The organism is Leifsonia sp. GW821-FHT13C05 (assembly GCF_058806515.1).
This window is the reverse complement of record NZ_JBXAPT010000008.1, coordinates 118,118-142,877: the sequence shown is the minus strand read 5'-3', so window position 1 is coordinate 142,877 and position 24,760 is coordinate 118,118. Positions and strand designations below refer to the sequence as shown.

Genomic DNA, 24,760 nt, shown 5'->3' with positions numbered 1-24,760 from the left:
TGCCCGACCGTGAGCGCTCGCACAGGATTGGGCACCCGGGTACCACGTCGCGCCGTACCGCGGCGCGACCGTCAGCCCGCGACCTGGATCTCCGTCACCGGCAGTGTCGAGTCCGCCGAGAATCCGAGGGTGCTCGGCTCGTGGCCCGCCATGATCAGCTGCGCGCCGAGCGCCGCGATCATCGCGCCATTGTCCGTGCACAGCGACAGGTCCGGGATGCGCAGGGCGACCCCGGCTGCCGTCGCGCGTTCCTGCGCCACCTGACGCACCCGCGCGTTCGCGACGACCCCTCCGCCGAGCAGCAGCCGCGGCACGCCGTGGTCGGCGCAGGCGGCGAGCGCCTTCGTGATCAGCACATCCACGACGGCCTCGCGGAACGACGCAGCGACATCGGCGACGGGAACCGGCTCTCCGGCGTCCTGCTTCTGCTCGACCCAGCGGGCGACCGCCGTCTTGAGGCCGGAGAACGAGAAGTCGTAGCGGTGGTGCTCCAGGTCTTTCGGCTTGGTGAGGCCGCGCGGGAACCGGATCGCCTTCGGGTCGCCGTCGACCGCCACCCTGTCGATCTGCGGGCCGCCCGGGTACGGCAGGCCGAGCACGCGTGCCACCTTGTCGAACGCCTCGCCGGCCGCGTCGTCGATGGTCTCGCCGAGCAGCTCGACGTCGGAGACGAGGTCGCGCACCAGGAGCAGCGAGGTGTGGCCGCCGGAGACGAGCAGCGCGATGGTCGGCAGCTCGACGGGGTGGCCCTGGCCTCCGTGGGCGTCGAGCAGGTCGGCCCCGACGTGGCCGACCAGGTGGTTCACGGCGTACATCGGTTTGCCGAGCGACAGCGCGAGCGCCTTCGCCGCCCCGACGCCGACCATGAGCGCGCCGGAGAGGCCCGGACCGCTGGTGACCGCGACGGCGTCGATGTCCGCCAGTTCGATGCCCGCGTCGGCGACCGCCGTGCGGAGCGTGGGGGTGAGCGCTTCGAGGTGGGCGCGCGCGGCGACCTCGGGAACGACGCCGCCGTAGCGGGCGTGCTCGTCCATCGACGACGCGATGGTGTTGGCGAGCAGGCTGGTGCCGCGCACGATCCCGATGCCGGTCTCGTCGCAGGAGGTCTCGATGCCGAGGACGAGCGGGTCGCGTCTGTTCATGCTCGTGGTCATGCTGTCGTCGTCTCCGGGGTCGGGACGGCGAGACGCATGACGATCGCGTCGACGCCGTCCGGCTGGTAGTAGCGGGGCCGCACGCCGATCTCCTCGAAACCGAGCTCGCGGTACAGGCTCTGCGCTCCGGGGTTGTCCGCCCGCACCTCGAGGAACACCTCGCGTGCTCCACGCTTCCTCGCCTCACCGATCAGCGAGAGCATCAGCACCCTGCCGAGCCCGCGGCGCCGCGCGTGCGGTGCGACGGCGATGGTCTGGATGTCCGCCTCGCCGGCCCCCTGCGGTGCCAGCAGTCCCGCATAGCCGTCGATGCGCTCCGGATGCTCCGGCTCGAACGCCACCAGGTAGTACCCGTTCGCGCTCGCCACCTCCGAGCGCATCGAGTGCTCCGACCAGGCGTCGGAAAAGAACGTCGCGCGCTCCAGCTGCATGATCGCATCCACGTCGTCGTCTGCGGCACGCCGGAGCTGCCAGGCGGTCACGCGCTCACCCGCTTCGGACCGTTCGAGAGCGTCACGTCCGGAGAGCGGAGGTACAGCGGCTCGTCGGCGTCGAACGGCAGCCCGTTCGCGAATCGCAGCTCGGCGATCATCCCGAGCGCGCCCGCGGAGACCGTGGAGGCGTCGACCCGCTCGATCCCCGCGTGCGGCAGGTCGTCCGGCTTGGTGAGCCCCGGCCCGTCGAGCCGAATCGGGAGACCGTGCTCGTCCGTGCCGGAGTACGCCGACCAGTAGAGCTCCCTGCGCCGCGCGTCGGTGACGACCAGCAGGTCGCCCGTCGAGCCCGCGCGGTAACGCTCGAACGCGACGGCGTCGTGGCTGACCACCGGGACCAGGGGCTTGCCCGCTCCGAACGCGAACGCCTTCGCCGCGGCGATGCCGACCCGCAGACCGGTGAACGGCCCTGGTCCCATCCCAGCAACGACGCCGGACAGCGCGCTCACGGGCACTCCGGACTCCGCGAGGACCGCCTCGATCAGCTCGCCGATGACCTCGGCGTGACGCATCGTGTCCGCCTCGGTGCGCTCGGCGATGATCCAGCGGTCACGGTCGACCACGGCGACACTCGTTCCGGCGGAGGTGTCGATGGCGAGAAGCATGGATCAAGCCTAAACGGGTTCCGGCGCGGCAGCCGCGGCCCAGCGCGGACCGTAGCCGGTGACCGTCACGGTGCGCGGCTCGTCGGCGTCGAGCTCGGCGTCCTCGCCGTCCTCCACGTCGCCATCATCCCCGTCGGCCGCCGCAGCGCCCGTCGGCCGCGCGATCTCCACCTCGAGCCACGACTCCGCGACCCCGTCGAGCATCCCGCTGCCCCACTCGACCACCACGACGGAGCGGGCGAAGTCGATGTCGAGGTCGTCGAGCTCCAGCGCGCTGCCGAGCCGGTACGCATCCACGTGCACGAGCGGCGGCCCTCCGACGACACTGGGATGCGTCCTCGCCAGCACGAACGTCGGGCTCGTCACCGGCCCGCGCACCTGCAGCCCGTCGCCGATCCCGCGGGTCATCGTGGTCTTGCCGGCGCCGAGCGGACCGCTCAGCACGACCAGGTCGCCGGCGTGCAGGATCGCGGAGAGCTCGACGCCGAACGTGTGCATCTCCGCCGCCGTGGGCACCACGCGCGTCGCGGGAGGCCAGAGGTAGCCGGTCACGGCATCCCCACGTAGCGGCGGCGCACCCTGGCTCCGATGCGCGTCACGATCTCGTAGTTGATGGTGCCTGCCGCCTCCGCCCAGTCGTCGGCCGAGGGGACACCGGTGGCGGGGTCGCCGAACAGCACGACCCGGTCGCCGACCTGCACGGGGTGGTCGTCGATGTCGACGACGAACTGGTCCATCGCGATCCGGCCGGAGACGCGGAACGTCGCCCCGCCGATCGACACGGGCGCCCGGTTAGACGCGTGCCGGGGGATGCCCTCCGCATAGCCGAGCGGGACGAGCGCCAGCGAGGTGTCGCCGGAGGTGCGGTACGTGTAGTCGTAAGAGACGCCGGTGCCGGACGGCACGCGGCGCACGGCGGCGACGCTCCCGCACAACGTCATCACCGGACGCAGCCCGAGGTCGGCGCTCGACCGGCCGGCGAGCGGCGACAGACCGTAGATTGTGACGCCGAGACGCACCAGGTTGAACCGGGCATCCGGGATGGTCAGGGCAGCGGCGGACGCGGCGAGGTGCCGCAGCTCGGGCGTGAGCCCGGCGGCCGCCGCCCGGTCGAGGCCCCTGCTGTACACGGCGACAGCGGCGCGATCGTCGTCGGGAGACGCGTTCGAGACGTGGCTGAAGATGCCTCGCACGACGATGTCACCCGCCTGCTCCAGCGCGCGTGCCCTGGCGAACGCGGCATCCCACTGCGGTTCGGAGATCCCGTTGCGGCTGAGCCCCGTCTCGAGCTTCAGCTGCACGAACGCCTGGCCGTGCAGCTCACCGCGTTCCACGAGGGACCTGCGGGCTGCGGCGACCGCCTCCAGCTGCTCCACCGACGAGACGCCGATGTCGACCCCGGCCGCGATGGCCGGCGCGAAGTCCACCTCCGGATCGTGCAGCCAGGCCAGCAGCGGAGCGTCGATGCCCGCATCCCGCAACTGCAACGCCTCCGTCAGGTCGGCGACACCGAGCCAGTCCGCTCCCCCAGCGAGCGCGGCACGCGCGCACTCGACGGCGCCGTGACCGTACGCGTTCGCCTTGACCACCGCCATCACGTGCTCCGTGCCGACCAGCTCGCGCAGGTGGGCGACGTTGGCGGCGAGCGCGCCCAGGTCGATCACCGCCTCGCGGAAGTCCGCCCGTTCTCCGGCAGGATGCCCGATGGTCACTTCTCCCTCTCCGTCACGACGAACGCCGTTGCAACACCGGCATCGTGCGACATCGTCACGTGGATGTGCGCGATCCCCCGGTCACGCACATCCCGCTCGACGACGTTGTGCAGCACGAACCCCGGATTGCGGTCGTCGTCCGACACGATCTCCATGTCGTGCCAGCGCACGCCCTCCGAGCCGCCGAGTGCCTTGATGAGCGCCTCCTTGGCCGCGAAGCGCGCGGCGAGCGAGTGCACGGGAAGTCCACGCTCCGCCTCGGTGAAGAGCCGTTCGCGCAGGCGCGGCGTCCTCTCCAGCGAGCGGGCGAAGCGTTCCAGGTCGACGACGTCGACCCCGATCCCGGCGATCACGGCTGTCCGGCTACTCGACGGTGACGGACTTGGCCAGGTTGCGCGGCTGGTCGACGTCGAGTCCCTTCGCCGCCGACAGCTCCATGGCGAAGATCTGCAGCGGAACGACGGCCAGCAGCGGCTCGAACAGCGGAGCGGCCAGCGGGATGCGGATGACCTCGTCGGCGAACGGCAGCACCGCAGCGTCGCCTGCTTCGGCGATCGCGATGACGCGGGCGCCGCGGGCGCGGATCTCCTGGATGTTCGAGACGACCTTCTTGTGCATCTCGTCCGACCAGCGCGGGCTGGGGACGACGACGAAAACCGGCTGACCGGGCTCGATGAGCGCGATCGGGCCGTGCTTCAGCTCGCCGGCCGCGAAGCCCTCCGCGTGGATGTACGCCAGCTCCTTGAGCTTGAGCGCACCCTCGAGGGCGATCGGGTATCCGACGTGACGGCCGAGGAAGAGCACCGAGCGGGTGTCGGACATCCACCTGGCCAGCTGGGCGATGGTGTCGTGCGACTCGAGCACGGAGGCGATCTTCTCCGGAACGGCCTGCAGCTCGTCGATGGCGTCGTGCTGCTGGGCCTCGGACAGTGTGCCGCGCACCCGGGCCAGGTGCAGGCCGAACAGGTAGAGCGCCGTGATCTGGGCGACGAACGCCTTGGTCGACGCGACGGCGACCTCTGGGCCGGCGTGCGTGTAGAGCGCGGCGTCCGACTCGCGCGGGATGGTCGCACCCTGCGTGTTGCAGACCGAGATGGCGGTCGCGCCGGCCTCGCGGGCGTACTTGACGGCCATCAGCGTGTCCATGGTCTCGCCGGACTGGCTGATCGAGATGACGAGCGTTCCGTCGGTGATGACCGGCTCGCGGTAGCGGAACTCGTGGCTCAGCTCGACCGTGACGGGGACGCGCGCCCACTTCTCGATGGCGTAGCTGCCCACCAGACCGGCGTAGGCCGCCGTCCCGCAGGCGATGATCGTGATGCGGTCGATGGTGGCGAGCTTGTCGTCGCCGAGCACGTCCAGCTCCGGGATGTGCACCGTTCCGTCGACCAGACGGCCGCGCAGGGTGTTGGCGACGGCGTCCGGCTCCTCGGCGATCTCCTTCGCCATGAACGACGACCAGCCGCCCTTCTCTGCGGCGGAGGCGTCCCAGGCGATCTCGAACGGCTCGACCTCGACCGGAGCGCCGGAGAAGTCGGTGACGGTGACCGCATCCGGGGTGATGGTCACGATCTGGTCCTGGCCGATGGCCAGCGCGTTGCGGGTGTGCTCGACGAAGGCGGCGACGTCGGAGCCGAGGAAGTTCTCTCCGTCGCCCAGACCGATCACGAGGGGCGAGTTGCGGCGGGCGCCGACCACGACGTGCGGCTGGTCCTTGTGCAGGGCGAGCAGGGTGAACGCGCCCTCCAAGCGCGAGACGACGCGCTGGAACGCCTCGTTCAGGTCACCCGTCGTGCGGTACTCGCGGCCGAGGAGCACAGCGGCGACCTCGGTGTCGGTCTCCGACTCGAAGGTGAAGCCGTCGGCGAGCAGTTCGTCGCGCAGCGTGGCGAAGTTCTCGATGATGCCGTTGTGGATGACGGCGAGCTTGCCGTCGTCTCCGAGGTGCGGGTGCGCGTTGCGGTCGGTCGGGCCGCCGTGCGTCGCCCAGCGGGTGTGGCCGATGCCCGTTCCGCCGTTCGGGATGGGGTGCGCATCCAGCTCGTCGGCGAGCGCGGACAGCTTGCCGGCCTTCTTCGCCGTGCCCAGCTGACCGTCCGGGCCGATCACGGCGATGCCCGCCGAGTCGTACCCGCGGTACTCCAGACGCTTCAGGCCGCCGAGCAGGACCTCAACACTCTTGTCGGTACCGACGTACCCCACGATTCCACACATGCTGCCGATTTTAGCCTGGCGCGACACCCTAGACTTGTCGCCTATGGCGGTGAACGGCGCAGCACAGGGCGTATCCACAGGCAACGGCGACTCGTCCCCGTTCGTCGAGCTGAGCAGAGCCGACTGGGCCGACCTCGCCCAGAGCACCCGCCTCCCCCTCAAAGAAACCGAGATCGTGCAGCTGCGCGGCCTCGGCGATCCGCTCGACATGCGCGAGGTCGAAGAGGTCTACCTGCCGCTCAGCCGGCTCCTGAACCTCTACGTCGGAGGCGCGAAGCAGCTGCACAGGGTGACCAGCCAGTTCCTCGGGGAGCGGGCGGCGAGCACGCCGTTCGTCATCGGCGTCGCCGGTTCCGTGGCCGTCGGCAAGTCGACGATCGCCCGCCTGATGCGCGAACTGCTGTCCCGCTGGGACGACACCCCGCGCGTCGAGCTCGTCACCACGGACGGCTTCCTGCTGCCCAACGCCGAGCTGGAGCGGCGCGGCCTGATGGAGCGCAAAGGCTTCCCGGAGTCGTACGACCGCAAGGCGCTGCTGCGCTTCGTCACCGCCGTCAAGAGCGGGGCCGCCGAGGTGCGGGCGCCGTTCTACTCGCACCTCAGCTACGACATCGTCCCCGACGCCGAGATCGTGGTCCGGCGGCCGGATGTGCTCATCGTCGAGGGACTGAACGTGCTGCAGCCGGCAGGAGGAGGCAACCAGCTGGCCGTCAGTGACCTCTTCGACTTCTCCGTCTACGTGGATGCGCGCACCCGCGACATCGCCAACTGGTACCAGGAGCGGTTCCTGAAGCTGCAGCGGGGCGCGTTCGCCAACCCCAAGTCGTACTTCCACCGCTTCTCGCAACTCACCGAGGAGCAGGCGAGGGCGCGTGCATCCAGCATCTGGGAGTCGATCAACGAGCCGAACCTCACCCAGAACATCCGGCCGACGCGCTCGCGCGCCAAGCTGGTGCTGCGCAAGGGCGCCGACCACGCGGTGAGCTCCGTGCTGCTGCGCAAACTCTGACCCGGGCGTAAATGCCTCAGGTGTTCATCACCACTGTTTCTACGCTCTGGTATTCAAAGCGCGTGTGATTCCATCATGGGGTATGGCCGCCCCACACTCCCGCGCCGCCGAGCTGTTCGGCGCGCGCGTCCGCGCGGCCAGAATCGCCCTCGGCCTCAGCCAGGAGGACGCGGCGCACCTCGCCGACATGCACTCCACGAACTACGGACGGATCGAGCGCGGCGAGGCGAACGCCGAACTGCACACGATCGTGCGCCTCGCGACCGCGCTCAATGTCGACCCCGGCGATCTGCTGAAGGGCCTGTACGGCGACGAGCTGCTGCCGAAGCGCACGCGCGCATACTCCGTCGCCGACTTCATCGCATCCAGAAAGGCGGACGGCGGCCACTGAGCCGACCGGAGGACACCGTGCCAGAACAGCGTTCGAACGCCGCAGGGATCATCGGCGACCGCATCCGGGATGCGCGCCTCACCTTCGGCCTGCCGCAGAGCGACATCGCGCACCTCGCCGGGATGGACGTCGCCAACTACGGCAAGCTGGAGCGCGGCCAGAGCAACCCGACGCTCGAGACGCTGGTGCAGGTGGCCACCGTGCTCGGCGTCGACCTCGGCGCGCTCACGTCCGGCCTCAGCGGTCTGGACATGCTTCCGCCGTCCGAGAGCGTGTTCACGGCCGCGGACTTCCTCGAAGCCCGCGGCCGCCGAACCCGCTAGAAACCCGAACCGGCTAGAACGACAGCCGCTCGCGGACGACCGTGGCGAGTTCCTCCGCCAGACGTTCCGCCGTGTGGATGTCCGCCGCCTCGACCATGACGCGCACGAGGGGCTCGGTGCCCGACGGACGCAGCAGCACCCGTCCGGTGTCCCCGAGGGCCGCCTCCGCGGTCTGCACGGCCGCCTTGAGGCCGTCGTCGGTGTGCACGGCGTGGTGGTCGACGTTCTTCACGTTCACCATCACCTGCGGGTACACCGTCATGACCTGGGCGAGCTCGGCCAGCGACTTGCGCTGACGCGCCATCTCGCTGAGCAGGTGCAGCCCGGTCAGGATGCCGTCGCCGGTCGTGGCGAACTCGCGCATGATGACGTGCCCGGACTGCTCGCCGCCGAGCGAGTAGTCGTTCTGGTTCATCTCTTCGAGCACGTACCGATCGCCGACCGCCGTCTCGACCATCCGGATGCCGTTGTCGCGCATCGCGAGCTTGAGACCGAGGTTGCTCATCACCGTCGCCACGAGCGTGTTGTCGCGCAGCTTGCCGCGCTCCTTCATGCCGAGGGCGAGGATCGCCATGATCTGGTCGCCGTCGACGACGTTGCCGTTCGCGTCGATCGCGAGGCACCGGTCTGCGTCACCGTCGTGCGCGATGCCGACGTCGGCGCCGGCCGCGAGGACCGCCGCAGCCAGGTTGTCGAGGTGGGTCGAACCGACACCGTCGTTGATGTTCATGCCGTCCGGCGAATCGCCGATGACGGTGACGCGGGCTCCCGCGTCCGTGAACACCTCGGGTGAGACGCCGGCCGCCGCGCCGTGGGCGCAGTCGAGCACGACGTGGATGCCGTCGAGGCGGTGCGGGAGGCTGCCGAGCAGGTGCAGGACGTAGCGGTCCTCGGCGTCTGCGAAGCGGCGGATGCGCCCGACGCCGGCACCGGTCGGGGCGAGCTTCTCGAGGGAGAGGTGCTCCTCGATGCGGTTCTCGACCACATCCGGGAGCTTGGTGCCTCCGCGGGCGAAGATCTTGATGCCGTTGTCCGGCGCAGGGTTGTGGGACGCGGACACCATGACGCCGAAGTCGGCGTCGAAGTCCGCGATCAGGAACGCCGCGGCAGGCGTCGGGATGACCCCGGCGTCGTACACGTCGACACCGGAGCTGGCGAGCCCGGCGGACACGGCCGCAGAGATGAACTCGCCCGAGACGCGGGGGTCACGGGCGACGATCGCCGTCGGGCGCTTGCCCGCGGCACGCCGCGCCTCCGCGCTGCGGCCTTGCGTCAGGACAGCAGCAGCTGCCTGAGCAAGGCCGAGCGCGAGGTCGGCGGTGAGACTACCGTTTGCGAGTCCGCGGACTCCGTCGGTACCGAAGAGGCGTGGCATGAACCGAAGCCTAAGCGCTCTCGACGCTTAGCGCTTGGAGAACTGCGACGCCTTGCGGGCCTTCTTGAGACCGGCCTTCTTGCGCTCGATGACGCGAGCGTCACGAGTGAGGAAGCCGGCCTTCTTCAGGGTGGGACGGTTGTTGTCGCGGTCGATCTCGTTGAGGGCACGAGCGATCGCGAGACGCAGCGCGCCGGCCTGGCCGGAAGGGCCACCGCCGGTGATGCGTGCGACGACGTCGTAGCCGCCGATGAGGTCGAGGACCTTGAACGGGTCGGTGATCAGCTGCTGGTGCAGCTTGTTCGGGAAGTAGTCGGCGAACTCACGGCCGTTGACCGTGATGGTGCCGGAGCCCGGGACGAGGCGCGCGCGGGCGATGGCCTGCTTGCGACGGCCGACGGCCGCACCGGGAACGGTGAGGACGGGGCGCTGCGTCTGGGGGGCCTCGGAGGCCGGGGTCTCGGTCGAGTAGGACTCGACGTTGTCGGCCTGGGCCGACTCGATGCTGTCTGCGATCTTCGCCACGATGGTGATAATCCTTTATCTCTGAGTCTGAAAGGTCTGTCGGTCGCTTACTGAGCGACCTGGCCGAGGGTGTACGGCTTCGGCTGCTGGGCGGCGTGCGGGTGCTCGCTGCCCGTGTAGACCTTCAGCTTGCGGAGCTGGGCGCGGCCGATCGAGTTCTTGGGGAGCATTCCGCGAACGGCCTTCTCCACAGCGCGGATCGGGTTCTTCTCGAGGAGCTCGGCGTACGTCACGGCGGTGAGGCCGCCCGGGTAACCGGAGTGGCGGTACGCCTTCTTCTGCGCAGCCTTGGCGCCGGTGAGGGCGACCTTGTCCGCGTTGACGATGATGACGAAGTCGCCGGAGTCCATGTGCGGGGCGAAGGTCGCCTTGTGCTTTCCACGGAGGAGAGCGGCGGTGTGGCTGGCGAGACGGCCGAGCACGACGTCAGTCGCGTCGATGATGACCCAGTCGCGCTGGATCTCGTCTGCCTTCGGGGTGTAAGTGCGCGTCACAGTAGTGGCTGCTTTCTGTATCGAACGGAGGTGTTCGTGAATCCCACTCCCTGGCTGTTCCGCTCCTGATGAGGAGGGAACCTGCCCTTCGGAGGGCTCACGTTCGCGTGTCGCACCGCAGAGGCGCGGACACCAAAGATCAATAGTACGCGACAGGCGGGATGCCGGTCAAACTGTGGGCGGGACGGGCTCAGCCCCAGGGCTGAATTCGGGGCAGAAACCGTGCGGCGACGGTCCCGGCACTCTAGCGTGATCGGCATGGTCAAGCTCCTCCCCCACGCTCAGCGGTATATCGAGCCCGTGGTCGCCGTCGCCTTCTTCCTGTTCTGGGCATTCGCCGAGGTCGGGCGGCATCAGATCCTTCCCGGATCCCTGCGCAGCGCCCTTCCCTGGTGGGCGGCGCTGCTCGGCGTCGCGTTCGCCATCGCCGTTGCGCGGATCTGGCCGATGGTCGCGATGGCGGTCTGCACCGCAGTGGTGATCGGCCAGCTGCTCGTCCCCGCCGGCGCCTTCTCGTCCACCGACTGGCCGATCTCGTTCGGCTACCTGGTGGTGATCGTTGGCGTGAGCGCGAGCATCCGGGATCGGTGGCGCCCGCTGTCGTTCGCGTTCGCGCTGGGGCTCGCCGTCGCGGTCGCCGGGCTGCTCATCTCCGGGCCACGGCTCGACTGGTACGGCCCGTTCGGAGACACGAACGGCAGCGTCGGCACGATCGTGGTCAACCGCGTGATCCTGTTCGCCGTCGCGATCCTGCTGGCCGTCGGCGCATGGCTCCTCGGCTTCTTCGGCCGTGCGTGGCAGCAGAAGCTGCACAGCGACGCGCTCCTCGCCAAGACGACGGACGAGCTGCACAGCGCGGAGGTCGACCTGCTGGTCTCGCAGGAGCGCGACCGCATCGCCCAGGACGTGCACGACATCATGGCGCACTCCCTCTCGGTGATCATCGCCCAGGCCGACGGCGCCCGCTTCGTCGCTCCCGCACGCCCGGAGGCTGTCGCCGAGTCGCTGGAGAACATCGCCGCGTCGGCGCGCACGTCGCTGACCGAGGTGCGGATGCTCATCCAGACCCTCGTCGCCGACCCCGTCGGGCACTCGACGCCGACCGTCGACGACATCGACGAACTGGTCGACCGGATGCGCACAGCGGGGCTCGACGTGCAGCTCGAGGAGTTCGGAGAGAGGGAGCACCTCACCGGCACCCAGCAGCTCGCCGTCTACCGCATCGTGCAGGAGAGCCTCACGAACGCGCTCAAGCACGCGGGAGCGGAGCCGTCTGCGCGCATCTCGCTGGACTGGCGCGGTCAGGGGCTCTCCATCGCCGTCTCCTCCAGCGGCACGGCGACCGAACGTCCGCAGCAGACCACAACGTCGCGCGGACTGTACGGGATGCACGAGCGCGCCAGGCTCGCCGGCGGTTGGCTCACGGCGGGAGAGGACGACGAGGTGCCCGGCGGCTATGTAGTCGCAGCGTTCATCCCCACCGCTCCCCTGGAGCAGGCGTCGTGAGCGCCATCCGGGTGGCGGTGGTCGACGACCAGGTGCTGTTCTGCTCCGGCCTCGCCATGCTGATCGAGTCGCAGGCCGACCTGGAGTTCGCGGGGTCGGCGCACGACGGGATGGCCGCCGTCGACCTCGTCGAGCGCGAACGACCGGAGGTGGTGCTGATGGATGTGCGGATGCCGCTGCTCGACGGCATCGCCGCGACAGAGCGCATCCTGTCGGGGCCGACGGCGGACAACGCTCCGAAGATCATCGTGCTCACCACATTCCAGCGCGACGAGGCCGTCGCCCGCGCCCTGCGCGCCGGAGCATCCGGTTTCATCATGAAGGACACGACGCCCGAGTTCGTCCTGGCCGCGATCCGGACGGTCGCCGCCGGTCACGCGGTGATCGCGCCGAAAGACGCCGCCGAGTTGTTCGGCGCCCATCGGCGGCCACCCGCCCCGGATGCGATCGCCGACCTATCCGTGCGGGAGAGAGAGGTCTTCCTGCTCGCCGCCCGCGGCCTGAGCAACGCGGAGGTGGGGCAGACCGCGTTCATCAGCGAGGCCACCGTCAAGAGCCACATGCGGAGCATCCTCGCCAAGCTCGGCCTGGCGTCGCGGGTGCAGCTGGTCGCGTTCGCGTACGAGAACGGGCTGGTGCGCTGAGCCGGGACGACAGCGCCGGGGATCCGGGCGCCGGGCCTACAGCGTCCGCATCGCCCTGGTCTGCAGTGCGCGGAGCGCGAGCCCCACGTCGTCCGGGTAGCCGACCTGCTTCAGTGTCAGGCCCCGCGCCGGCATGACCTTGAAGGCGTTGGTGCGCTGCCGGTCGTCGCGCAGCGCGATCAGCTCCTCCGCAGCCAGCCTGCCCTCGCCGACCGCGACGCACGCTCCGACCAGGGCGCGCACCATGCTGTGGCAGAACGCGTCGGCTTTCACCTCGGCGACCAGCACGCCGTCGTCGTCCTTCGTCCAGCCGAAGTTCTGCAGCGTCCGGATGGTCGTCGCCCCGTCGCGGGGTTTGCAGTAGCTGGCGAAGTCGTGGAGTCCGAGCAGGCCGAGCGCGGCGGCATCCATCGCCTCGACGTCGAGCTCCGCCGAGACCCACGCCGTGCGGTGCCGCTGCAGCGGGTCGTGGAGGGCGACGGCGTCGGCGACCCGGTACTCGTAGCGACGCCAGATGGCCGAGAAGCGCGCGTCGAAGCCCTCGGGTGCGACGGTCACCCCGGTCAGGATGACGTCGGCGACGGGGCCGAGCACGCCGTTGACGCGTCTCCGCAGTGCCTCGCCGAGCGGGAACTGCTGGTGCGTGCCCCTGCGGCGCTGCAGGCTCGCGACCTGCGCATCCGTCAGGTCGACGTGGGCGACCTGGCCGGTCGCGTGCACGCCGGCGTCCGTGCGCCCGGCGACGGTGAGCGTCGGGGCGTCGCCGTGCCTCCGGAAGATCGTCGCGAAGGCCGCCTCGATCTCTCCCTGCACCGTCCGCAGCCCCGGCTGCCGTCCCCAGCCGTTGAAATCGGTGCCCTGGTACGCGATATCGAGGCGGAATCGGGTCGTCGACTGGTCTTCCACACCTCGATTCTACGGAAGCGGCAACGACTGTCAGGAGCCGTTGCTATCGTGGTCCCTTCGCGATCCCCCGACCCGCTATGACTCCACAGACTTCCCCCTCCCCCAGCACCTCCCCCAGCCGCACTCTCCCCTCGCATCCCGGCCGCCAGCCTCGGCTCACGGTCCGCCCCACCGTCACCGTGCGTCCCTCCGGACACCCGCCGTTCGCGGGCAGGAACGCGCGGCGCCGCTACGCGGGACTGGACGGCCTGCGCGCGTTCGCGGTCGCCGCCGTGCTCGTCTACCACCTGTTCCCCGGCATCCTGCCCGGCGGGTTCATCGGTGTCGACATCTTCTTCGTGGTGAGCGGCTTCCTGATCACCAGCCTGCTGATGCGCGAGCGCTCCGGCACGGGCCGCATCGACCTGCGCGGGTTCTGGGTGCGGCGTGCGCGACGGCTCGTGCCGGCGATCGTGGTGCTCGTCCTCGTCTGCTCCGCTGCCGCGCTGGCCGTGGGAGGGGACGTGCTCGTCGGGTTGCCGCGGCAGATCCTCGGGGCGGCGACGTTCAGCGCCAACTGGCTATCGATCGGGGCCGACAGCAGCTACTTCGCCCAGGATGCGCCCGAGCTGTACCGCAACCTCTGGTCGCTGGCGGTCGAGGAGCAGTTCTACCTCGTCTGGCCGCTCGTTATCCTCGCCGTCGCACTGCTGCGCCCGTGGTGGGCGAGGCTCGCGGTCGTCTCCGCGGTGGCGGTCGCATCGGCCGTGGCGATGTTCGCGCTGTACCCGCCGGACGGCGACCCCACCCGCGTCTACTTCGGTTCGGACACGCACAGCTTCGGGCTGGCCATCGGCGCCGCCCTCGCCATCCTGATCGCGCGCTCCCGCCCGCTCGACCTCGACGCCGGCGAGACGGCGATGCAGACCTTCGTCCGGAGGTGGCTGCCTCCGCTCGGCGTCCTCTCGCTGGCCGGTCTGGTCGCGGCGTGCGTGCTGCTGCCCGACGACGCCGCATTCACCTACCGCGGCGGCCTCGTGCTGGTCAGCGTCCTCAGCGCCATCGCGATCTGGGCAGCCGTCGTCCCCGGCGCACGGCTGGGCCGCATCCTCGACGCCCGACCACTCCAGGCGGTCGGCGCGCGATCGTACGGACTGTACCTCTGGCACTGGCCGGTGTTCGTGCTCGTCTGCGCCATCGTCCCCGACGAGCACGACCCGGTGATGGTCCCGATCGTCGGCTTCGGCGCGCTCGCCATCGCATCGGCCGCCGCCCTGCTGTCCTACCGCTGGGTCGAGCAGCCCATCCGCAGGCACGGGATGCGCGGAGTGCTCGCCGCGGGCAGGCGCAGGATGCGCGCATCCAGGGCCGCACGTGCCGGTGGCATCTCCGTGGTCTCGGTCATTGCCGTGCTGTCGGTGGCGACGGTCGCGGCGATGGTCGTCGCGCCCGCGGCGACGGGCGCCCAGCGCTTCATCGAGCGCGGCTCGGCCTCGCTCGGCGGACCGGCCGCCGGCCAGCAGAGCGGAGGAGACTCCGTCCCGCACGACCGGCAGCACCTGCGCATCCCGCCCGACCCGCAGCCGGTCGCCACCGGCACGGACATCTCGGCGTTCGGCGACTCGGTGATGCTCGCGTCCGCTCCCGCACTGCAGGAGCGGTTCCCGGGCATCCGGATCGACGCCGTCGTCTCCCGGCAGCTGAGCGCGGCGCCTGCGCTCGTGCGCTCGGCAGCGGAGGCGAGCGAGCTGCGGCCCGTCGTGCTGGTGGGGCTCGGGACGAACGGCTCGATCAGCGCGGACACCCTCGGCGACCTCCTCGACGCCATCGGGCCGAGCAGGAAGCTCGTGCTGGTCACCGTGCAGGCGCCGCGATCCTGGACGGAGGGCGTCAACAGCACCATCGCCGGTTTCGCCGCTGCCCACCCGAAGCAGGTCGCCGTCGCGCCCTGGCGTGAGGACATCGCCGGCCACCTCGACCTGCTCGCCGACGACCAGATCCACCCCGGCCACCGCGGCGGTCTCGTCTACGCCGACGCGCTCCGGGATGCGCTGCTCCAGCTGGCGGCTAACTCGCCCGTGCGCGTCGCCAACACGTGGGACACGGCAGGCCCGCGCCCGCAGTGATGGGGCGCGCTCAGTACGTGCGCACCAGGCTGACCTCGGCGTTCGTGCGCTCGAAGCCCATCCCGGTGTAGAGGCCGAGGGCGCCGGACGGGTTCTCCGCGTCCACCGACAGCGTCACCTTCTGCCAGCCGAGCGCCGTGCACGCCTCCATCGTCCGGCCGAGAAGGGCGGGCGCGATCCGCTTGCCGCGCGCGTCGCGGATGGTCCCGACCATCCCGATGTACGCACCGGTGAAGCCCTGGGTCTCCCAGTCGCCCTCGTTCACCTGGTTGAGCGCGAAGCCGACGACCCGGTCGCCGGACAGCGCGAGGAACGAGATGTCCGGCCGGAACGTGCCGCCGATCCACGCGTCCCACTGCTCCTCGCTCATCGGCTGGCTCGCCCAGTGGTCGCGGAACGAGTCGTTGCGCGCGGCGAGCGCCCCGGCGGACAGCTCATCACTGAACGGCACGATCCGGATGCCGTCCGCCGCCTCGACCACGGGGATCGGCTCCGCGAGGTCGCGCTCCAGCTCGAAGAAGTAGCGCACGGTCTCGAACCCGTCGTGGTGGAACAGCCGCACAGCGTCCTCCGCGCGCTCGTCGGCGTACGCCATGATCCAGGCGGGAAGACGCTTGGTCGACGCCGCCAGCTTCTGCTCGGCACGCGCGCGCGACCACGCCAGCAGTTCGCGCCCGATGCCCCTGCCTCGCACCTCGGGATGCACGCCGCCCTCCAGGAACACGCGCACGAGCGATTCCTGCAGCGGGGGCATCGTGGTCACCCCGACCGCCGCGAGCCTGCCGTCCCCGTCGAACCCGAGCACGGTGTCCTCCGCGAGGTCGACGAAGGAGTAGTCGAACAGCTCCTGCACCTCCTCGCGGGTGTGCAGCCACTCGGGGTGGTCCACCGCATCCATCGCCCGCTGCGCCTCGGTGACGGCGTCGACATCCGCCTGCGTGGCGGGACGCCACAGCGCGACCAGTGGATGCGCGGGGGCGTACGACGCAGGCGCGGTCACGCGCTCGGTCACGGGCAGGAGGTCGTCGAGGTCGGCCATGCCTCCACCCTAGCGACGGGCCCAACAACGACGAAGGCCCCGCATCCAGTGGATGCGGGGCCTTCGTGAACCGTGAGGTCAGGCCTTCTCGGCCTCGGCCTCTGCGGTGGTCTCCTCCGGGGTGACCTCCGCGTCGGCGGTGGTCTCCTCGACGACCTCGGCCTCAGCGGCCTCGGTCTCGGTGGAAGCTGCCTCGACCGGCGCCTCTTCTGCTGCCGGGGCAGCCTTCGGCGCGGCGGTGGTGCTCGACTTGGTCGACTTCACCTTCGGGGTGACAGGCTCGAGCACGAGCTCGATCTGCACCATCGAGGCGTTGTCGCCCTTGCGGAAGCCCAGCTTCGTGATGCGGGTGTATCCACCCTCGCGCTCGGCGACGAGCGGAGCGATCTCGGTGAACAGCTCGTGCACCACACCCTTGTCGTGGATGGTGGCCAGCACGCGACGGCGGGCGTGCAGGTCGCCGCGCTTCGCGAACGTGATGAGGCGCTCGGCGATCGGACGCAGGCGCTTCGCCTTGGTCTCCGTGGTCTTGATGCTCTTGTGGGTGAAGAGCGCAGCGGCCAGGTTGGCGAGCATCAGGCGCTCGTGCGCGGGGCCGCCTCCGAGGCGGGGGCCCTTGGTGGGCTTAGGCATGATCGGTTATCTCCAGTTGTAAAAATCGACAGTGTCGATGTATCAGGTGGCGTCGTCGGAAGACAAGCCTCAGATGGTGGTCTCGTCTTCTTCGTAGCCGCTGTAGAAGTGGGCGCCGTCGAAGCCGGGGACCGAGTCCTTGAGCGAAAGGCCCATCTCGGTCAGCTTGTCCTTGACCTCATCCACCGACTTCTGACCGAAGTTGCGGATGTTCATCAGCTGCGTCTCCGAGAGCGAGACGAGCTCGCTGACGGTGTTGATGCCCTCGCGCTTGAGGCAGTTGTACGACCGGACGGACAGGTCGAGGTCCTCGATCGGCATCGACAGCTCGGAGCTGAGGACGGCGTCGACCGGCGCGGGGCCGATCTCAATGCCCTCTGCGGCGGTGTTGAGCTCGCGGGCCAGACCGAACAGCTCGGTCAGCGTGCGTCCGGCAGAAGCGATGGCGTCGCGGGGGCTGATCGCGGGCTTGGTCTCGACGTCGACCACGAGGCGGTCGAAGTCGGTGCGCTCACCGGCACGCGTCGCCTCGACACGGTAGGTGACCTTGAGGACCGGGGAGTAGATCGAGTCGATCGGGATCTGACCGGCCTCGCTGTACTCGTTGCGGTTCTGGGTCGCCGACACGTAGCCGCGGCCACGCTCGATGGTCAGCTCGACCTCGAACTTCGCCTTGTCGTTGAGGGTCGCGATGACGAGCTCGGGGTTGTGGATCTCCACACCGGCCGGAGCCGAGATGTCGGCGGCGGTCACCTGACCGGAGCCGGTCTTGCGGAGGTACGCCGTGATCGGCTCGTCGTGCTCGCTAGAGACGACGAGTCCCTTGATGTTCAGGATGATCTCGGTGACGTCTTCCTTGACACCCGGGACCGTGCTGAACTCGTGCAGCACGCCGTCGATGCGGATGCTGGTGACAGCCGCGCCGGGGATCGAGGACAGCAGGGTGCGGCGAAGCGAGTTGCCGAGGGTGTAACCGAAACCGGGCTCGAGGGGCTCGATCACGAACCGCGAGCGGAACTCGGAAATGTTCTCTTCGGCGAGCGTAGGACGCTGTGCAATGAGCACTGTTGATTCCTTTCGGCTAAGTGTCCGCTATATGACACTTGCGATTTGCGCGCCGGGATCGATGACGGCCAACCGCCACCGATCCCCGCCTGCGCGAAAATGGATACTGAGAGAACTACTACTGCTTAGACGCGACGACGCTTCGGCGGGCGGCAACCGTTGTGCGCCTGCGGGGTGACATCGTTGATCGAGCCGACCTCGAGGCCTGCGGCCTGGAGCGAACGGATCGCGGTCTCGCGACCGGAGCCCGGTCCCTTGACGAAGACGTCGACCTTCTTCATGCCGTGCTCCTGCGCCTGACGCGCAGCAGACTCGGCGGCGAGCTGAGCGGCGAACGGGGTCGACTTACGCGAACCCTTGAAGCCGACGCCGCCGGACGATGCCCAGCTGATGACCGCACCGGTGGTGTCGGTGATCGAAACGATGGTGTTGTTGAACGTCGACTTGATGTGGGCCTGGCCCACGGCGATGTTCTTCTTCTCTTTCTTGCGCGGCTTGCGAACGGCCGACTTGGGTGCTGCCATGATTTCTCCTGAATCCTATGGGCGAGGCTGCTGGCTAAGGCCTAGCGAGCCTTCTTCTTGCCGGCCACGGTGCGCTTCGGGCCCTTGCGGGTGCGAGCGTTGGTCTTGGTGCGCTGACCGCGGACCGGGAGGCCCTTGCGGTGACGGATACCCTCGTAGCTGCCGATCTCGACCTTGCGCCGGATGTCGGCCGCGACCTCGCGGCGGAGGTCACCCTCGACCTTGAAGTTGCCTTCGATGTAGTCGCGGAGGGCGACGAGCTGGTCGTCGGACAGATCCTTGACGCGGATGTTGCCGTCGATCGCGGTGTCGGCGAGGGTCTTCAGAGCCCGCGTGCGGCCGACGCCGTAGATGTAAGTGAGTGCGACTTCCACGCGCTTCTCGCGCGGGATGTCAACGCCTGCTAGACGTGCCATTGTGGCTTCTCCTGTGAGTGAGTGGAGGTCTGCAGCAATCCCGGTGCCCCGGCCTCCAACCGGGGGTGTCCCCCTCCTCGCTCACGCGATTCGGGATCTGGGACTGCCAGATTTCGATATTGAGTTATGGGTGGCCGGCGGGAAATGCATCCCACCGGCCGGAACCGCGATTAACCCTGGCGCTGCTTGTGGCGCGGGTTCTCGCAGATGACCATGACCCGGCCGTTACGACGGATGACCTTGCACTTGTCGCAGATCTTCTTGACGGAGGGCTTGACCTTCATATTTCTTTACCTTTGTTCGCTGTCCTCGTACCTCGCCAGGGGCTACCCGGTGGCGAGGCCGTTACTTACAGCAGACCTTTACTTGTAGCGGTAGACGATCCGGCCGCGGGTCAGGTCGTATGGGCTCAGCTCCACGATCACGCGGTCCTCGGGGAGGATGCGGATGTAGTGCTGGCGCATTTTGCCGGAGATGTGGGCAAGGACCTTGTGGCCGTTGGTCAACTCAACGCGGAACATCGCGTTGGGAAGAGCTTCGACTACAGATCCTTCGATCTCGATGACGCCGTCTTTTTTGGCCATAGCCTCACTGTCGCTAAAAGTCGTGGTTTGCTGGTCGTGCGTTGATTGTGGTGACGGCACGCTGAAACGCGCCTAAGACACCAAGGATCAATCTTATGGGATTGTCTGGCGTTTTGCCAATCCTTGTGTATGATCTGCGCACGCTGACCGCGAACAGCCCGGTCGGGGCGGGATTCCCTGCCCGGTCACGCGATCGGAGTCGGAGTGATGCCGAACGGTGCGAGACCGGCCGCTCCCCCGTCGGCAGCGGTCAGCACCCAGATGCCGTCCTTGTGCACGGCGACGCTGTGCTCCCAGTGCGCTGCCGCCGAGCCGTCCTCGGTGGCGACGGTCCAGCCGTCGTCCTTCACGTAGGTCTCCGGGTCGCCGAGAACCACCATCGGCTCGATCGCGACGACCAGGCCCGGCTTCACCTCCGGACCCTTCGCGCGCACGCGGTAGTTGAAGACCGGGGGCTCCTCGTGCATCCTGCGGCCGATCCCGTGTCCGATGTAGTCGGTCAGGATGCCGTACTCGCCCTGCGAGAGGATGTGGTCCTCCACGGCTTCGCCCACCTCGTTGAGGTGCTTCGCCGTCGCGAGCCTGGCGATGCCGTGCCAGAGCGACTGCTCGGTCACGTCGGAGAGCTTCTGGCGCTCGGCGACCAGCTCCGGCCTGGCCGGGTCCGGCAGCACGAAGCTGCGCGCCGAGTCGCCGTTCCAGCCGTCGAGGATCGCACCGCTGTCGATGGAGACGATGTCCCCCGGCTGCACGATGCGCGAACCGGGGATGCCGTGAACGACCTCGTCGTTCACCGACGAGCAGATGGTGTGGTGGTAGCCGTGTTCGAGCTTGAAGTTCGGCATTCCGCCGGCGGCGATGATCGCCTGCTCAGCGAGCTCGTCGAGCTGCAGCGTGGTGACGCCGGCGACGAGCGCATCCCGGACGGCGTCGAGCGATGCGGCGGTCGCGAGACCGGGCGCCACCATCAGCCTGAGCTGCGCCGGCGACTTGTAGATCGAACGCTTGAAGACCAACGGAGCCTATGCCACGGACTCGTCGCGCTCCGCGACGGGCAGGATGCCCTTGCTCGCGAGCGCCGACTTGATGCGTGCTGCCACCTCGTCCATGTCGCCGAGTCCGTCGACCTCGACGAGGAGTCCGCGCGAGCGGTACACGTCGATCAGCGGAGAGGTCTCGCGCACGTAGACCTCCTGGCGATGCCGGATGGCCTCCTCGGAGTCGTCTGCACGACCCTGCTCCTGCGCACGCTTCGAGAGGCGGGCGACGATCTCGTCCTGGTCTGCGACCAGCTGGATGACCGCGTCGAGCTTCTGCCCGTTCTTCTCGAGCAGCTCATCCAGGTATGCCACCTGGTCGAGCGTGCGCGGGTATCCGTCGAGCAGGAAGCCGTTCTTGGCGTCGTCCTCAGCGATGCGGTTGGTGACGAGCTCGTTGGTGAGGCTGTCCGGGACGTAGTCGCCCGCGTCGACGATCGCCTTGACCTGCAGGCCGAGCGGCGTCTCGTTCTTGATGTTGGCCCTGAAGATGTCGCCCGTGGAGATGTCCGGGATCCCGTACGCGGTGGTGATGCGAGAGGCCTGAGTGCCCTTGCCCGCTCCGGGAGGTCCGACGATCAGCATACGGGTCAACGCAGAAGCCCTTCGTAGTGCCGCTGCTGGAGCTGGGAGTCGATCTGCTTGACCGTCTCCAATCCGACACCGACGATGATCAGGATGGACGTGCCGCCGAACATGAAGTTCTGACTGGCTCCGATGACCGCGAATGCGACAAGCGGTATCAGCGCGACGAGACCCAGATAGATCGAACCGGGGAGGGTGACGCGGGTGAGCACGTAGTCGAGGTATTCGGCGGTCGGACGGCCGGCACGGATGCCGGGGATGAAGCCGCCGTACTTCTTCATGTTGTCGGCGACTTCTTCCGGGTTGAACGTGATGGCCACGTAGAAGTACGTGAAGCCGACGATCAGCAGGAAGTAGAGCAGCATGTAGAGCGGGTGGTCGCCCTTGGTGAGGTAGTTCGTGATCCAGGTCACCCAGGGAGCGGGAGCCTTGCCCGCTGCCGGCTGGTTGAACTGCGCGATCAGCGCCGGCAGGTAGAGCAGCGACGACGCGAAGATCACGGGCACGACACCGGCCATGTTGACCTTGATCGGGATGTACGTGTTGTTTCCGCCGTACGTCCGCCTGCCGACCATCCGCTTGGCGTACTGCACCGGGATGCGCCGCTGCGACTGTTCGACGAAGACGACCGCCATGACGATCAGCAAGCCGATCGCGATCACCAGCAGCAGCGTCTCGATGCTCTGCGACTGCGCGATGGCCCAGAGCGAGCTCGGGAACTGAGCAGCGATCGAGGTGAAGATGAGGAGGGACATGCCGTTGCCGATGCCGCGCTCGGTGACGAGCTCGCCCATCCACATGATGAGGCCGGTGCCGGCGGTCATGGTGATGACCATGAGCATGATGGCGTACCAGGAGTCGTCCGTGATGAGCTGGGTGCACTGCGAGACGGCGGTGGTGCCGAAGAGTGCGCCGCTGCGGGCGACGGTGATCAGCGTGGTCGACTGGAGGACGCCGAGCGCGATCGTGAGGTAACGCGTGTACTGCGTGAGCTTGGCCTGACCGGCCTGGCCCTCCTTGTAGAGGGTCTCGAAGCGCGGAATGACCACGCGCAACAGCTGCACGATGATCGACGCTGTGATGTACGGCATGATGCCGAGCGCGAAGATCGAGAGTTTGAGGAGCGCGCCACCCGAGAACAGGTTGACGAGCGAATAGAGACCAGAAGTGTCCTGGTTGGCATTGAGACAGGTCTGCACATTGCCGAAGTCAACGAACGGCGCCGGGATGAACGAGCCAAGGCGGAACAGGGCGATGACGCCCAAGGTGAAGGCGATCTTCCGGCGAAGATCTGGTGTGCGGAAGATCCGCGCAACGGCGCTAAACAAAAGTGCGTCCTGCTTTCCTGTAAGGAGTCAGCCGGGTGACCGGAGAAATACCGGTCACCCGACTGTACAGCTTTACGGTGTGGCTACTTGACCGAGCCACCCGCGGCGACGATCTTCTGCTCTGCAGAGCCGGAGACCTTGTCGACCGCAACGTTCAGCTTAACCGCAATGTCCCCGTTGCCGAGAACCTTGACCTTCTCGTTCTTGCGAACGGCGCCCTTGGCGACGAGATCGGTGACGGTGACGTCACCACCCGACGGGTAGAGCTCGGCGAGCTTCTCCAGGTTCACGACCTGGTACTCGACGCGGAACGGGTTCTTGAAGCCGCGAAGCTTCGGGGCCCGCATGTGGAACGGCAGCTGCCCACCCTGGAATCCGGGGCGGACCGAGTAGCGAGCCTTCGTACCCTTGGTACCACGGCCGGCCGTCTTACCCTTCGAGCCCTCACCGCGTCCGACGCGGGTGCGGTCCTTCTTGGCACCTGCTGCTGGACGGAGGTGGTGAACCTTGAGCACGTGCTCGCGGGTCTCCGAGGGCGCTGCCTTCTTGGCCGGGGCCTTCGCGGCGGGCTTGTCAGCCTTGGCGACGGTCTCATCCTTCGACGCTGCGGCAGCCTTGGCAGGAGCCTTGGCGGCCGGAGCCTTCGCAGCAGGAGCCTTCTTCTCGGCGGCCGGCTTGTCGGCAGCGGCCTTCGCCGGAGCCTTCTTGGCCGGAGCCTTCTCAGCAGCGGCCTTGGCCGGAGCCTTGGCAGCAGCTGCCTTCTTCTCGGCGGCCGGCTTGGCGGCAGCCTTGGTGGTTGCTTCCTTTTCGTCAGCCATTAGTCAATCTCCTCGACCTTGACAAGGTGAGCGACGGTCTTGACGTACCCGCGGTTCTGCGAGTTGTCCTCGCGAACGACGACGTCACCGATGCGCTTGAGTCCCAGGCTGCGAAGGGTGTCGCGCTGGTACTGCTTCTCACTTACTTTGGACTTGATCTGCGTGATCTTCAGACGCGCAGCCATCAGGCACCTGCCTTCGCGGTCGCGGCGGCCTCTGCCGCCTGGGCCTCGGCACGCAGCAGGCGAGCCGGAGCCACCTGGTCGTAGTCGAGTCCACGGCGAGCGGCAACGGCGCGAGGTTCCTCGAGCTGCTGCAGCGCCTCGACGGTCGCGTGCACGATGTTGATCGTGTTGGACGAACCGAGCGACTTGCTCAGGACGTCGTGGATACCGGCGCACTCGAGGACGGCGCGGACCGGGCCACCGGCGATAACACCGGTACCTGCCGCGGCGGGGCGCAGGAGCACCACACCGGCTGCAGCCTCACCCTGGACGGGGTGCGGGATGGTGTTGCCGACGCGCGGGACGCGGAAGAAGTTCTTCTTCGCCTCCTCGACGCCCTTCGAGATCGCCAGCGGGACCTCGCGGGCCTTGCCGTAGCCGACACCGACCAGACCGTTGCCGTCTCCGACGACGACGAGGGCGGTGAAGCTGAAGCGACGTCCACCCTTGACGACCTTCGAGACGCGGTTGATGGTCACAACGCGCTCGAGGAACTGGCTCTTGTCCTGGTCGCGGCTGCCGCGATCACGGTTGGGGTTGCGCTCGCGACCACCACGGCGGGCCTCACGGGGCTCGCTCTGGGTGTTGGTGGTCGATGCCGCAGTCTCAACCGGCGCCTGGGCGTCGGTCGTCTGCTCAGAGGCCACGGTCTGCTCCTTGTTGTTCTGTTCGTCGCTCACAGGTTCAATCCACCCTCTCGAGCTCCTTCGGCGACAGCTGCGACGCGACCTGCGTACTTGCTGCCTCCACGGTCGAATACGACGGCGTCGACGCCAGCGCTCTTGGCGCGCTCGGCGACGAGCTCGCCGACCTTGCGTGCCTTGGCGGTCTTGTCACCGTCGAAGCTGCGGAGGTCCGCCTCCATGGTCGAAGCAGACGCGAGGGTGTGACCCTTGCTGTCGTCGACGATCTGGACGAAGACGTGACGTGCCGAGCGGTTGACGACCAGACGCGGACGGACCGCGGTGCCCTCGACCTTCTTGCGGAGCCGGGTGTGACGGCGGCCGCGTGCTGCGGACTTGCTCTTTCCTCTGGTTCCGAGAGCCATGG

The 24,760-nt window shown here is 68.5% G+C and carries 31 protein-coding genes; 6 read left to right on the top strand and 25 right to left on the bottom strand.

Annotated elements, in window-relative coordinates; all coding sequences use genetic code 11:
- Positions 1-71 precede the first annotated feature (71 nt).
- The 7 genes from tsaD to glmS are packed head-to-tail and all read right to left on the bottom strand — an operon-like array spanning position 72 to position 6,179.
- Complete coding sequence (gene tsaD / locus AC1ROC_RS18565; RefSeq protein ID WP_493001827.1) at positions 72-1,154, bottom strand: tRNA (adenosine(37)-N6)-threonylcarbamoyltransferase complex transferase subunit TsaD; 1,083 nt, start codon at positions 1,152-1,154, stop codon at positions 72-74.
- Complete coding sequence (gene rimI / locus AC1ROC_RS18560; protein ID WP_493001826.1) at positions 1,151-1,636, bottom strand: ribosomal protein S18-alanine N-acetyltransferase; 486 nt, start codon at positions 1,634-1,636, stop codon at positions 1,151-1,153. Before rimI ends, tsaD begins: the two co-directional genes overlap by 4 nt.
- Complete coding sequence (gene tsaB / locus AC1ROC_RS18555; protein ID WP_493001825.1) at positions 1,633-2,253, bottom strand: tRNA (adenosine(37)-N6)-threonylcarbamoyltransferase complex dimerization subunit type 1 TsaB; 621 nt, start codon at positions 2,251-2,253, stop codon at positions 1,633-1,635. Before tsaB ends, rimI begins: the two co-directional genes overlap by 4 nt.
- Before the next feature lie 9 nt (positions 2,254-2,262).
- Positions 2,263-2,805 carry a tRNA (adenosine(37)-N6)-threonylcarbamoyltransferase complex ATPase subunit type 1 TsaE gene (gene tsaE / locus AC1ROC_RS18550; RefSeq protein WP_493001824.1) on the bottom strand — a complete coding sequence of 181 codons (543 nt, stop codon included), beginning with the start codon at positions 2,803-2,805 and terminating at the stop codon, positions 2,263-2,265.
- The gene (alr, locus tag AC1ROC_RS18545) at positions 2,802-3,965 is read right to left on the bottom strand and encodes an alanine racemase (protein ID WP_256922045.1); all 1,164 of its coding nucleotides are present in this window, start codon (positions 3,963-3,965) and stop codon (positions 2,802-2,804) included. The genes tsaE and alr overlap by 4 nt, the downstream gene beginning before the upstream one ends.
- The gene (locus AC1ROC_RS18540) at positions 3,962-4,318 is read right to left on the bottom strand and encodes a holo-ACP synthase (RefSeq protein ID WP_085370240.1); all 357 of its coding nucleotides are present in this window, start codon (positions 4,316-4,318) and stop codon (positions 3,962-3,964) included. Before AC1ROC_RS18540 ends, alr begins: the two co-directional genes overlap by 4 nt.
- A gap of 10 nt (positions 4,319-4,328) precedes the next feature.
- On the bottom strand, positions 4,329-6,179 hold the full coding sequence (gene glmS, locus AC1ROC_RS18535) for a glutamine--fructose-6-phosphate transaminase (isomerizing) (RefSeq protein WP_493001823.1): 1,851 nt from the start codon (positions 6,177-6,179) through the stop codon (positions 4,329-4,331).
- Positions 6,180-6,222: 43 nt separating this feature from the next.
- Between glmS and coaA the strand changes: the two genes are divergently transcribed.
- The 3 genes from coaA (at position 6,223) to AC1ROC_RS18520 (ending at position 7,902) form a co-directional block, all read left to right on the top strand.
- Complete coding sequence (gene coaA / locus AC1ROC_RS18530) at positions 6,223-7,188, top strand: type I pantothenate kinase (RefSeq protein WP_085370242.1); 966 nt, start codon at positions 6,223-6,225, stop codon at positions 7,186-7,188.
- Between the two features lie 82 nt (positions 7,189-7,270).
- Positions 7,271-7,579 (top strand): helix-turn-helix domain-containing protein, encoded by a 309-nt coding sequence (locus AC1ROC_RS18525; RefSeq protein WP_434949355.1) that lies wholly within the window; start codon positions 7,271-7,273, stop codon positions 7,577-7,579.
- A gap of 17 nt (positions 7,580-7,596) precedes the next feature.
- On the top strand, positions 7,597-7,902 hold the full coding sequence (locus tag AC1ROC_RS18520; protein WP_247597133.1) for a helix-turn-helix domain-containing protein: 306 nt from the start codon (positions 7,597-7,599) through the stop codon (positions 7,900-7,902).
- Positions 7,903-7,915: 13 nt separating this feature from the next.
- Here AC1ROC_RS18520 and glmM read toward each other — a convergent pair whose 3' ends face one another.
- The 3 genes from glmM to rplM are packed head-to-tail and all read right to left on the bottom strand — an operon-like array spanning position 7,916 to position 10,296.
- Complete coding sequence (gene glmM, locus AC1ROC_RS18515) at positions 7,916-9,277, bottom strand: phosphoglucosamine mutase (protein WP_085370244.1); 1,362 nt, start codon at positions 9,275-9,277, stop codon at positions 7,916-7,918.
- A gap of 27 nt (positions 9,278-9,304) precedes the next feature.
- Positions 9,305-9,802, bottom strand: coding sequence for a 30S ribosomal protein S9 (gene rpsI / locus AC1ROC_RS18510; RefSeq protein ID WP_085370245.1), 498 nt, complete (start codon positions 9,800-9,802; stop codon positions 9,305-9,307).
- Positions 9,803-9,849: 47 nt separating this feature from the next.
- Positions 9,850-10,296 (bottom strand): 50S ribosomal protein L13, encoded by a 447-nt coding sequence (gene rplM, locus AC1ROC_RS18505; protein ID WP_055894840.1) that lies wholly within the window; start codon positions 10,294-10,296, stop codon positions 9,850-9,852.
- A 258-nt stretch (positions 10,297-10,554) separates the two neighbouring features.
- On the opposite strand from rplM, the gene AC1ROC_RS18500 reads away from it, so the two are divergent.
- Both AC1ROC_RS18500 and AC1ROC_RS18495 read left to right on the top strand, forming a co-directional pair.
- Positions 10,555-11,802, top strand: a complete 1,248-nt coding sequence (locus AC1ROC_RS18500; RefSeq protein ID WP_493001822.1) for a sensor histidine kinase — start codon at positions 10,555-10,557, stop codon at positions 11,800-11,802.
- On the top strand, positions 11,799-12,446 hold the full coding sequence (locus AC1ROC_RS18495; protein ID WP_493001821.1) for a response regulator: 648 nt from the start codon (positions 11,799-11,801) through the stop codon (positions 12,444-12,446). The genes AC1ROC_RS18500 and AC1ROC_RS18495 overlap by 4 nt, the downstream gene beginning before the upstream one ends.
- Positions 12,447-12,482: 36 nt before the next feature.
- Here AC1ROC_RS18495 and truA read toward each other — a convergent pair whose 3' ends face one another.
- A complete protein-coding gene (gene truA, locus AC1ROC_RS18490) occupies positions 12,483-13,352 on the bottom strand; it encodes a tRNA pseudouridine(38-40) synthase TruA (protein WP_493001820.1) in 870 nt (289 codons plus the stop codon).
- A gap of 77 nt (positions 13,353-13,429) precedes the next feature.
- On the opposite strand from truA, the gene AC1ROC_RS18485 reads away from it, so the two are divergent.
- Positions 13,430-15,457, top strand: a complete 2,028-nt coding sequence (locus tag AC1ROC_RS18485) for an acyltransferase family protein (RefSeq protein WP_493001819.1) — start codon at positions 13,430-13,432, stop codon at positions 15,455-15,457.
- Positions 15,458-15,467: 10 nt separating this feature from the next.
- Here the strand turns inward: AC1ROC_RS18485 and AC1ROC_RS18480 are convergent, their stop codons facing one another.
- The 14 genes from AC1ROC_RS18480 to rplR form a co-directional block, all read right to left on the bottom strand.
- Complete coding sequence (locus tag AC1ROC_RS18480; RefSeq protein ID WP_493001818.1) at positions 15,468-16,496, bottom strand: GNAT family N-acetyltransferase; 1,029 nt, start codon at positions 16,494-16,496, stop codon at positions 15,468-15,470.
- A gap of 78 nt (positions 16,497-16,574) precedes the next feature.
- Positions 16,575-17,129 (bottom strand): 50S ribosomal protein L17, encoded by a 555-nt coding sequence (gene rplQ / locus AC1ROC_RS18475; protein ID WP_168690044.1) that lies wholly within the window; start codon positions 17,127-17,129, stop codon positions 16,575-16,577.
- A 69-nt stretch (positions 17,130-17,198) separates the two neighbouring features.
- Positions 17,199-18,194 carry a DNA-directed RNA polymerase subunit alpha gene (locus AC1ROC_RS18470; RefSeq protein WP_055894825.1) on the bottom strand — a complete coding sequence of 332 codons (996 nt, stop codon included), beginning with the start codon at positions 18,192-18,194 and terminating at the stop codon, positions 17,199-17,201.
- Positions 18,195-18,319: 125 nt separating this feature from the next.
- A complete protein-coding gene (rpsK, locus tag AC1ROC_RS18465) occupies positions 18,320-18,718 on the bottom strand; it encodes a 30S ribosomal protein S11 (protein WP_055821293.1) in 399 nt (132 codons plus the stop codon).
- A gap of 41 nt (positions 18,719-18,759) precedes the next feature.
- Entirely contained in the window at positions 18,760-19,134 is a 375-nt protein-coding gene (gene rpsM / locus AC1ROC_RS18460; protein ID WP_055894822.1) for a 30S ribosomal protein S13, read from the bottom strand.
- Positions 19,135-19,304: 170 nt separating this feature from the next.
- A complete protein-coding gene (gene rpmJ / locus AC1ROC_RS18455) occupies positions 19,305-19,418 on the bottom strand; it encodes a 50S ribosomal protein L36 (protein ID WP_021759549.1) in 114 nt (37 codons plus the stop codon).
- A gap of 78 nt (positions 19,419-19,496) precedes the next feature.
- Positions 19,497-19,718, bottom strand: coding sequence for a translation initiation factor IF-1 (gene infA, locus AC1ROC_RS18450; RefSeq protein WP_021759551.1), 222 nt, complete (start codon positions 19,716-19,718; stop codon positions 19,497-19,499).
- A 185-nt stretch (positions 19,719-19,903) separates the two neighbouring features.
- The gene (gene map, locus AC1ROC_RS18445) at positions 19,904-20,734 is read right to left on the bottom strand and encodes a type I methionyl aminopeptidase (RefSeq protein WP_085368807.1); all 831 of its coding nucleotides are present in this window, start codon (positions 20,732-20,734) and stop codon (positions 19,904-19,906) included.
- Positions 20,735-20,740: 6 nt separating this feature from the next.
- The gene (locus AC1ROC_RS18440) at positions 20,741-21,349 is read right to left on the bottom strand and encodes an adenylate kinase (protein ID WP_179150747.1); all 609 of its coding nucleotides are present in this window, start codon (positions 21,347-21,349) and stop codon (positions 20,741-20,743) included.
- A complete protein-coding gene (secY, locus tag AC1ROC_RS18435) occupies positions 21,346-22,668 on the bottom strand; it encodes a preprotein translocase subunit SecY (protein WP_085368809.1) in 1,323 nt (440 codons plus the stop codon). The genes AC1ROC_RS18440 and secY overlap by 4 nt, the downstream gene beginning before the upstream one ends.
- Before the next feature lie 83 nt (positions 22,669-22,751).
- A complete protein-coding gene (gene rplO, locus AC1ROC_RS18430; protein ID WP_168690046.1) occupies positions 22,752-23,486 on the bottom strand; it encodes a 50S ribosomal protein L15 in 735 nt (244 codons plus the stop codon).
- Positions 23,486-23,671 carry a 50S ribosomal protein L30 gene (rpmD, locus tag AC1ROC_RS18425; RefSeq protein ID WP_085368811.1) on the bottom strand — a complete coding sequence of 62 codons (186 nt, stop codon included), beginning with the start codon at positions 23,669-23,671 and terminating at the stop codon, positions 23,486-23,488. The genes rplO and rpmD overlap by 1 nt, the downstream gene beginning before the upstream one ends.
- The gene (gene rpsE, locus AC1ROC_RS18420; protein ID WP_082581390.1) at positions 23,671-24,390 is read right to left on the bottom strand and encodes a 30S ribosomal protein S5; all 720 of its coding nucleotides are present in this window, start codon (positions 24,388-24,390) and stop codon (positions 23,671-23,673) included. The genes rpmD and rpsE overlap by 1 nt, the downstream gene beginning before the upstream one ends.
- The gene (rplR, locus tag AC1ROC_RS18415; protein WP_085368812.1) at positions 24,387-24,758 is read right to left on the bottom strand and encodes a 50S ribosomal protein L18; all 372 of its coding nucleotides are present in this window, start codon (positions 24,756-24,758) and stop codon (positions 24,387-24,389) included. The genes rpsE and rplR overlap by 4 nt, the downstream gene beginning before the upstream one ends.
- Between the last annotated feature and the right edge of the window lie 2 nt (positions 24,759-24,760).

Coding starts and splice junctions, on each gene's coding strand:
- tsaD (WP_493001827.1), bottom strand. CDS start 1,154: ATGACCACGAGCATGAACAGACGCGACCCGCTCGTCCTCGGCATCGAG.
- tsaB (WP_493001825.1), bottom strand. CDS start 2,253: ATGCTTCTCGCCATCGACACCTCCGCCGGAACGAGTGTCGCCGTGGTC.
- glmS (WP_493001823.1), bottom strand. CDS start 6,179: ATGTGTGGAATCGTGGGGTACGTCGGTACCGACAAGAGTGTTGAGGTC.
- coaA (WP_085370242.1), top strand. CDS start 6,223: ATGGCGGTGAACGGCGCAGCACAGGGCGTATCCACAGGCAACGGCGAC.
- AC1ROC_RS18525 (WP_434949355.1), top strand. CDS start 7,271: ATGGCCGCCCCACACTCCCGCGCCGCCGAGCTGTTCGGCGCGCGCGTC.
- glmM (WP_085370244.1), bottom strand. CDS start 9,277: ATGCCACGCCTCTTCGGTACCGACGGAGTCCGCGGACTCGCAAACGGT.
- AC1ROC_RS18500 (WP_493001822.1), top strand. CDS start 10,555: ATGGTCAAGCTCCTCCCCCACGCTCAGCGGTATATCGAGCCCGTGGTC.
- AC1ROC_RS18485 (WP_493001819.1), top strand. CDS start 13,430: ATGACTCCACAGACTTCCCCCTCCCCCAGCACCTCCCCCAGCCGCACT.
- AC1ROC_RS18480 (WP_493001818.1), bottom strand. CDS start 16,496: ATGGCCGACCTCGACGACCTCCTGCCCGTGACCGAGCGCGTGACCGCG.
- rplQ (WP_168690044.1), bottom strand. CDS start 17,129: ATGCCTAAGCCCACCAAGGGCCCCCGCCTCGGAGGCGGCCCCGCGCAC.
- rpsK (WP_055821293.1), bottom strand. CDS start 18,718: ATGGCAGCACCCAAGTCGGCCGTTCGCAAGCCGCGCAAGAAAGAGAAG.
- rpsM (WP_055894822.1), bottom strand. CDS start 19,134: ATGGCACGTCTAGCAGGCGTTGACATCCCGCGCGAGAAGCGCGTGGAA.
- rpmJ (WP_021759549.1), bottom strand. CDS start 19,418: ATGAAGGTCAAGCCCTCCGTCAAGAAGATCTGCGACAAGTGCAAGGTC.
- infA (WP_021759551.1), bottom strand. CDS start 19,718: ATGGCCAAAAAAGACGGCGTCATCGAGATCGAAGGATCTGTAGTCGAA.
- rplO (WP_168690046.1), bottom strand. CDS start 23,486: ATGGCTGACGAAAAGGAAGCAACCACCAAGGCTGCCGCCAAGCCGGCC.
- rpmD (WP_085368811.1), bottom strand. CDS start 23,671: ATGGCTGCGCGTCTGAAGATCACGCAGATCAAGTCCAAAGTAAGTGAG.
- rplR (WP_085368812.1), bottom strand. CDS start 24,758: ATGGCTCTCGGAACCAGAGGAAAGAGCAAGTCCGCAGCACGCGGCCGC.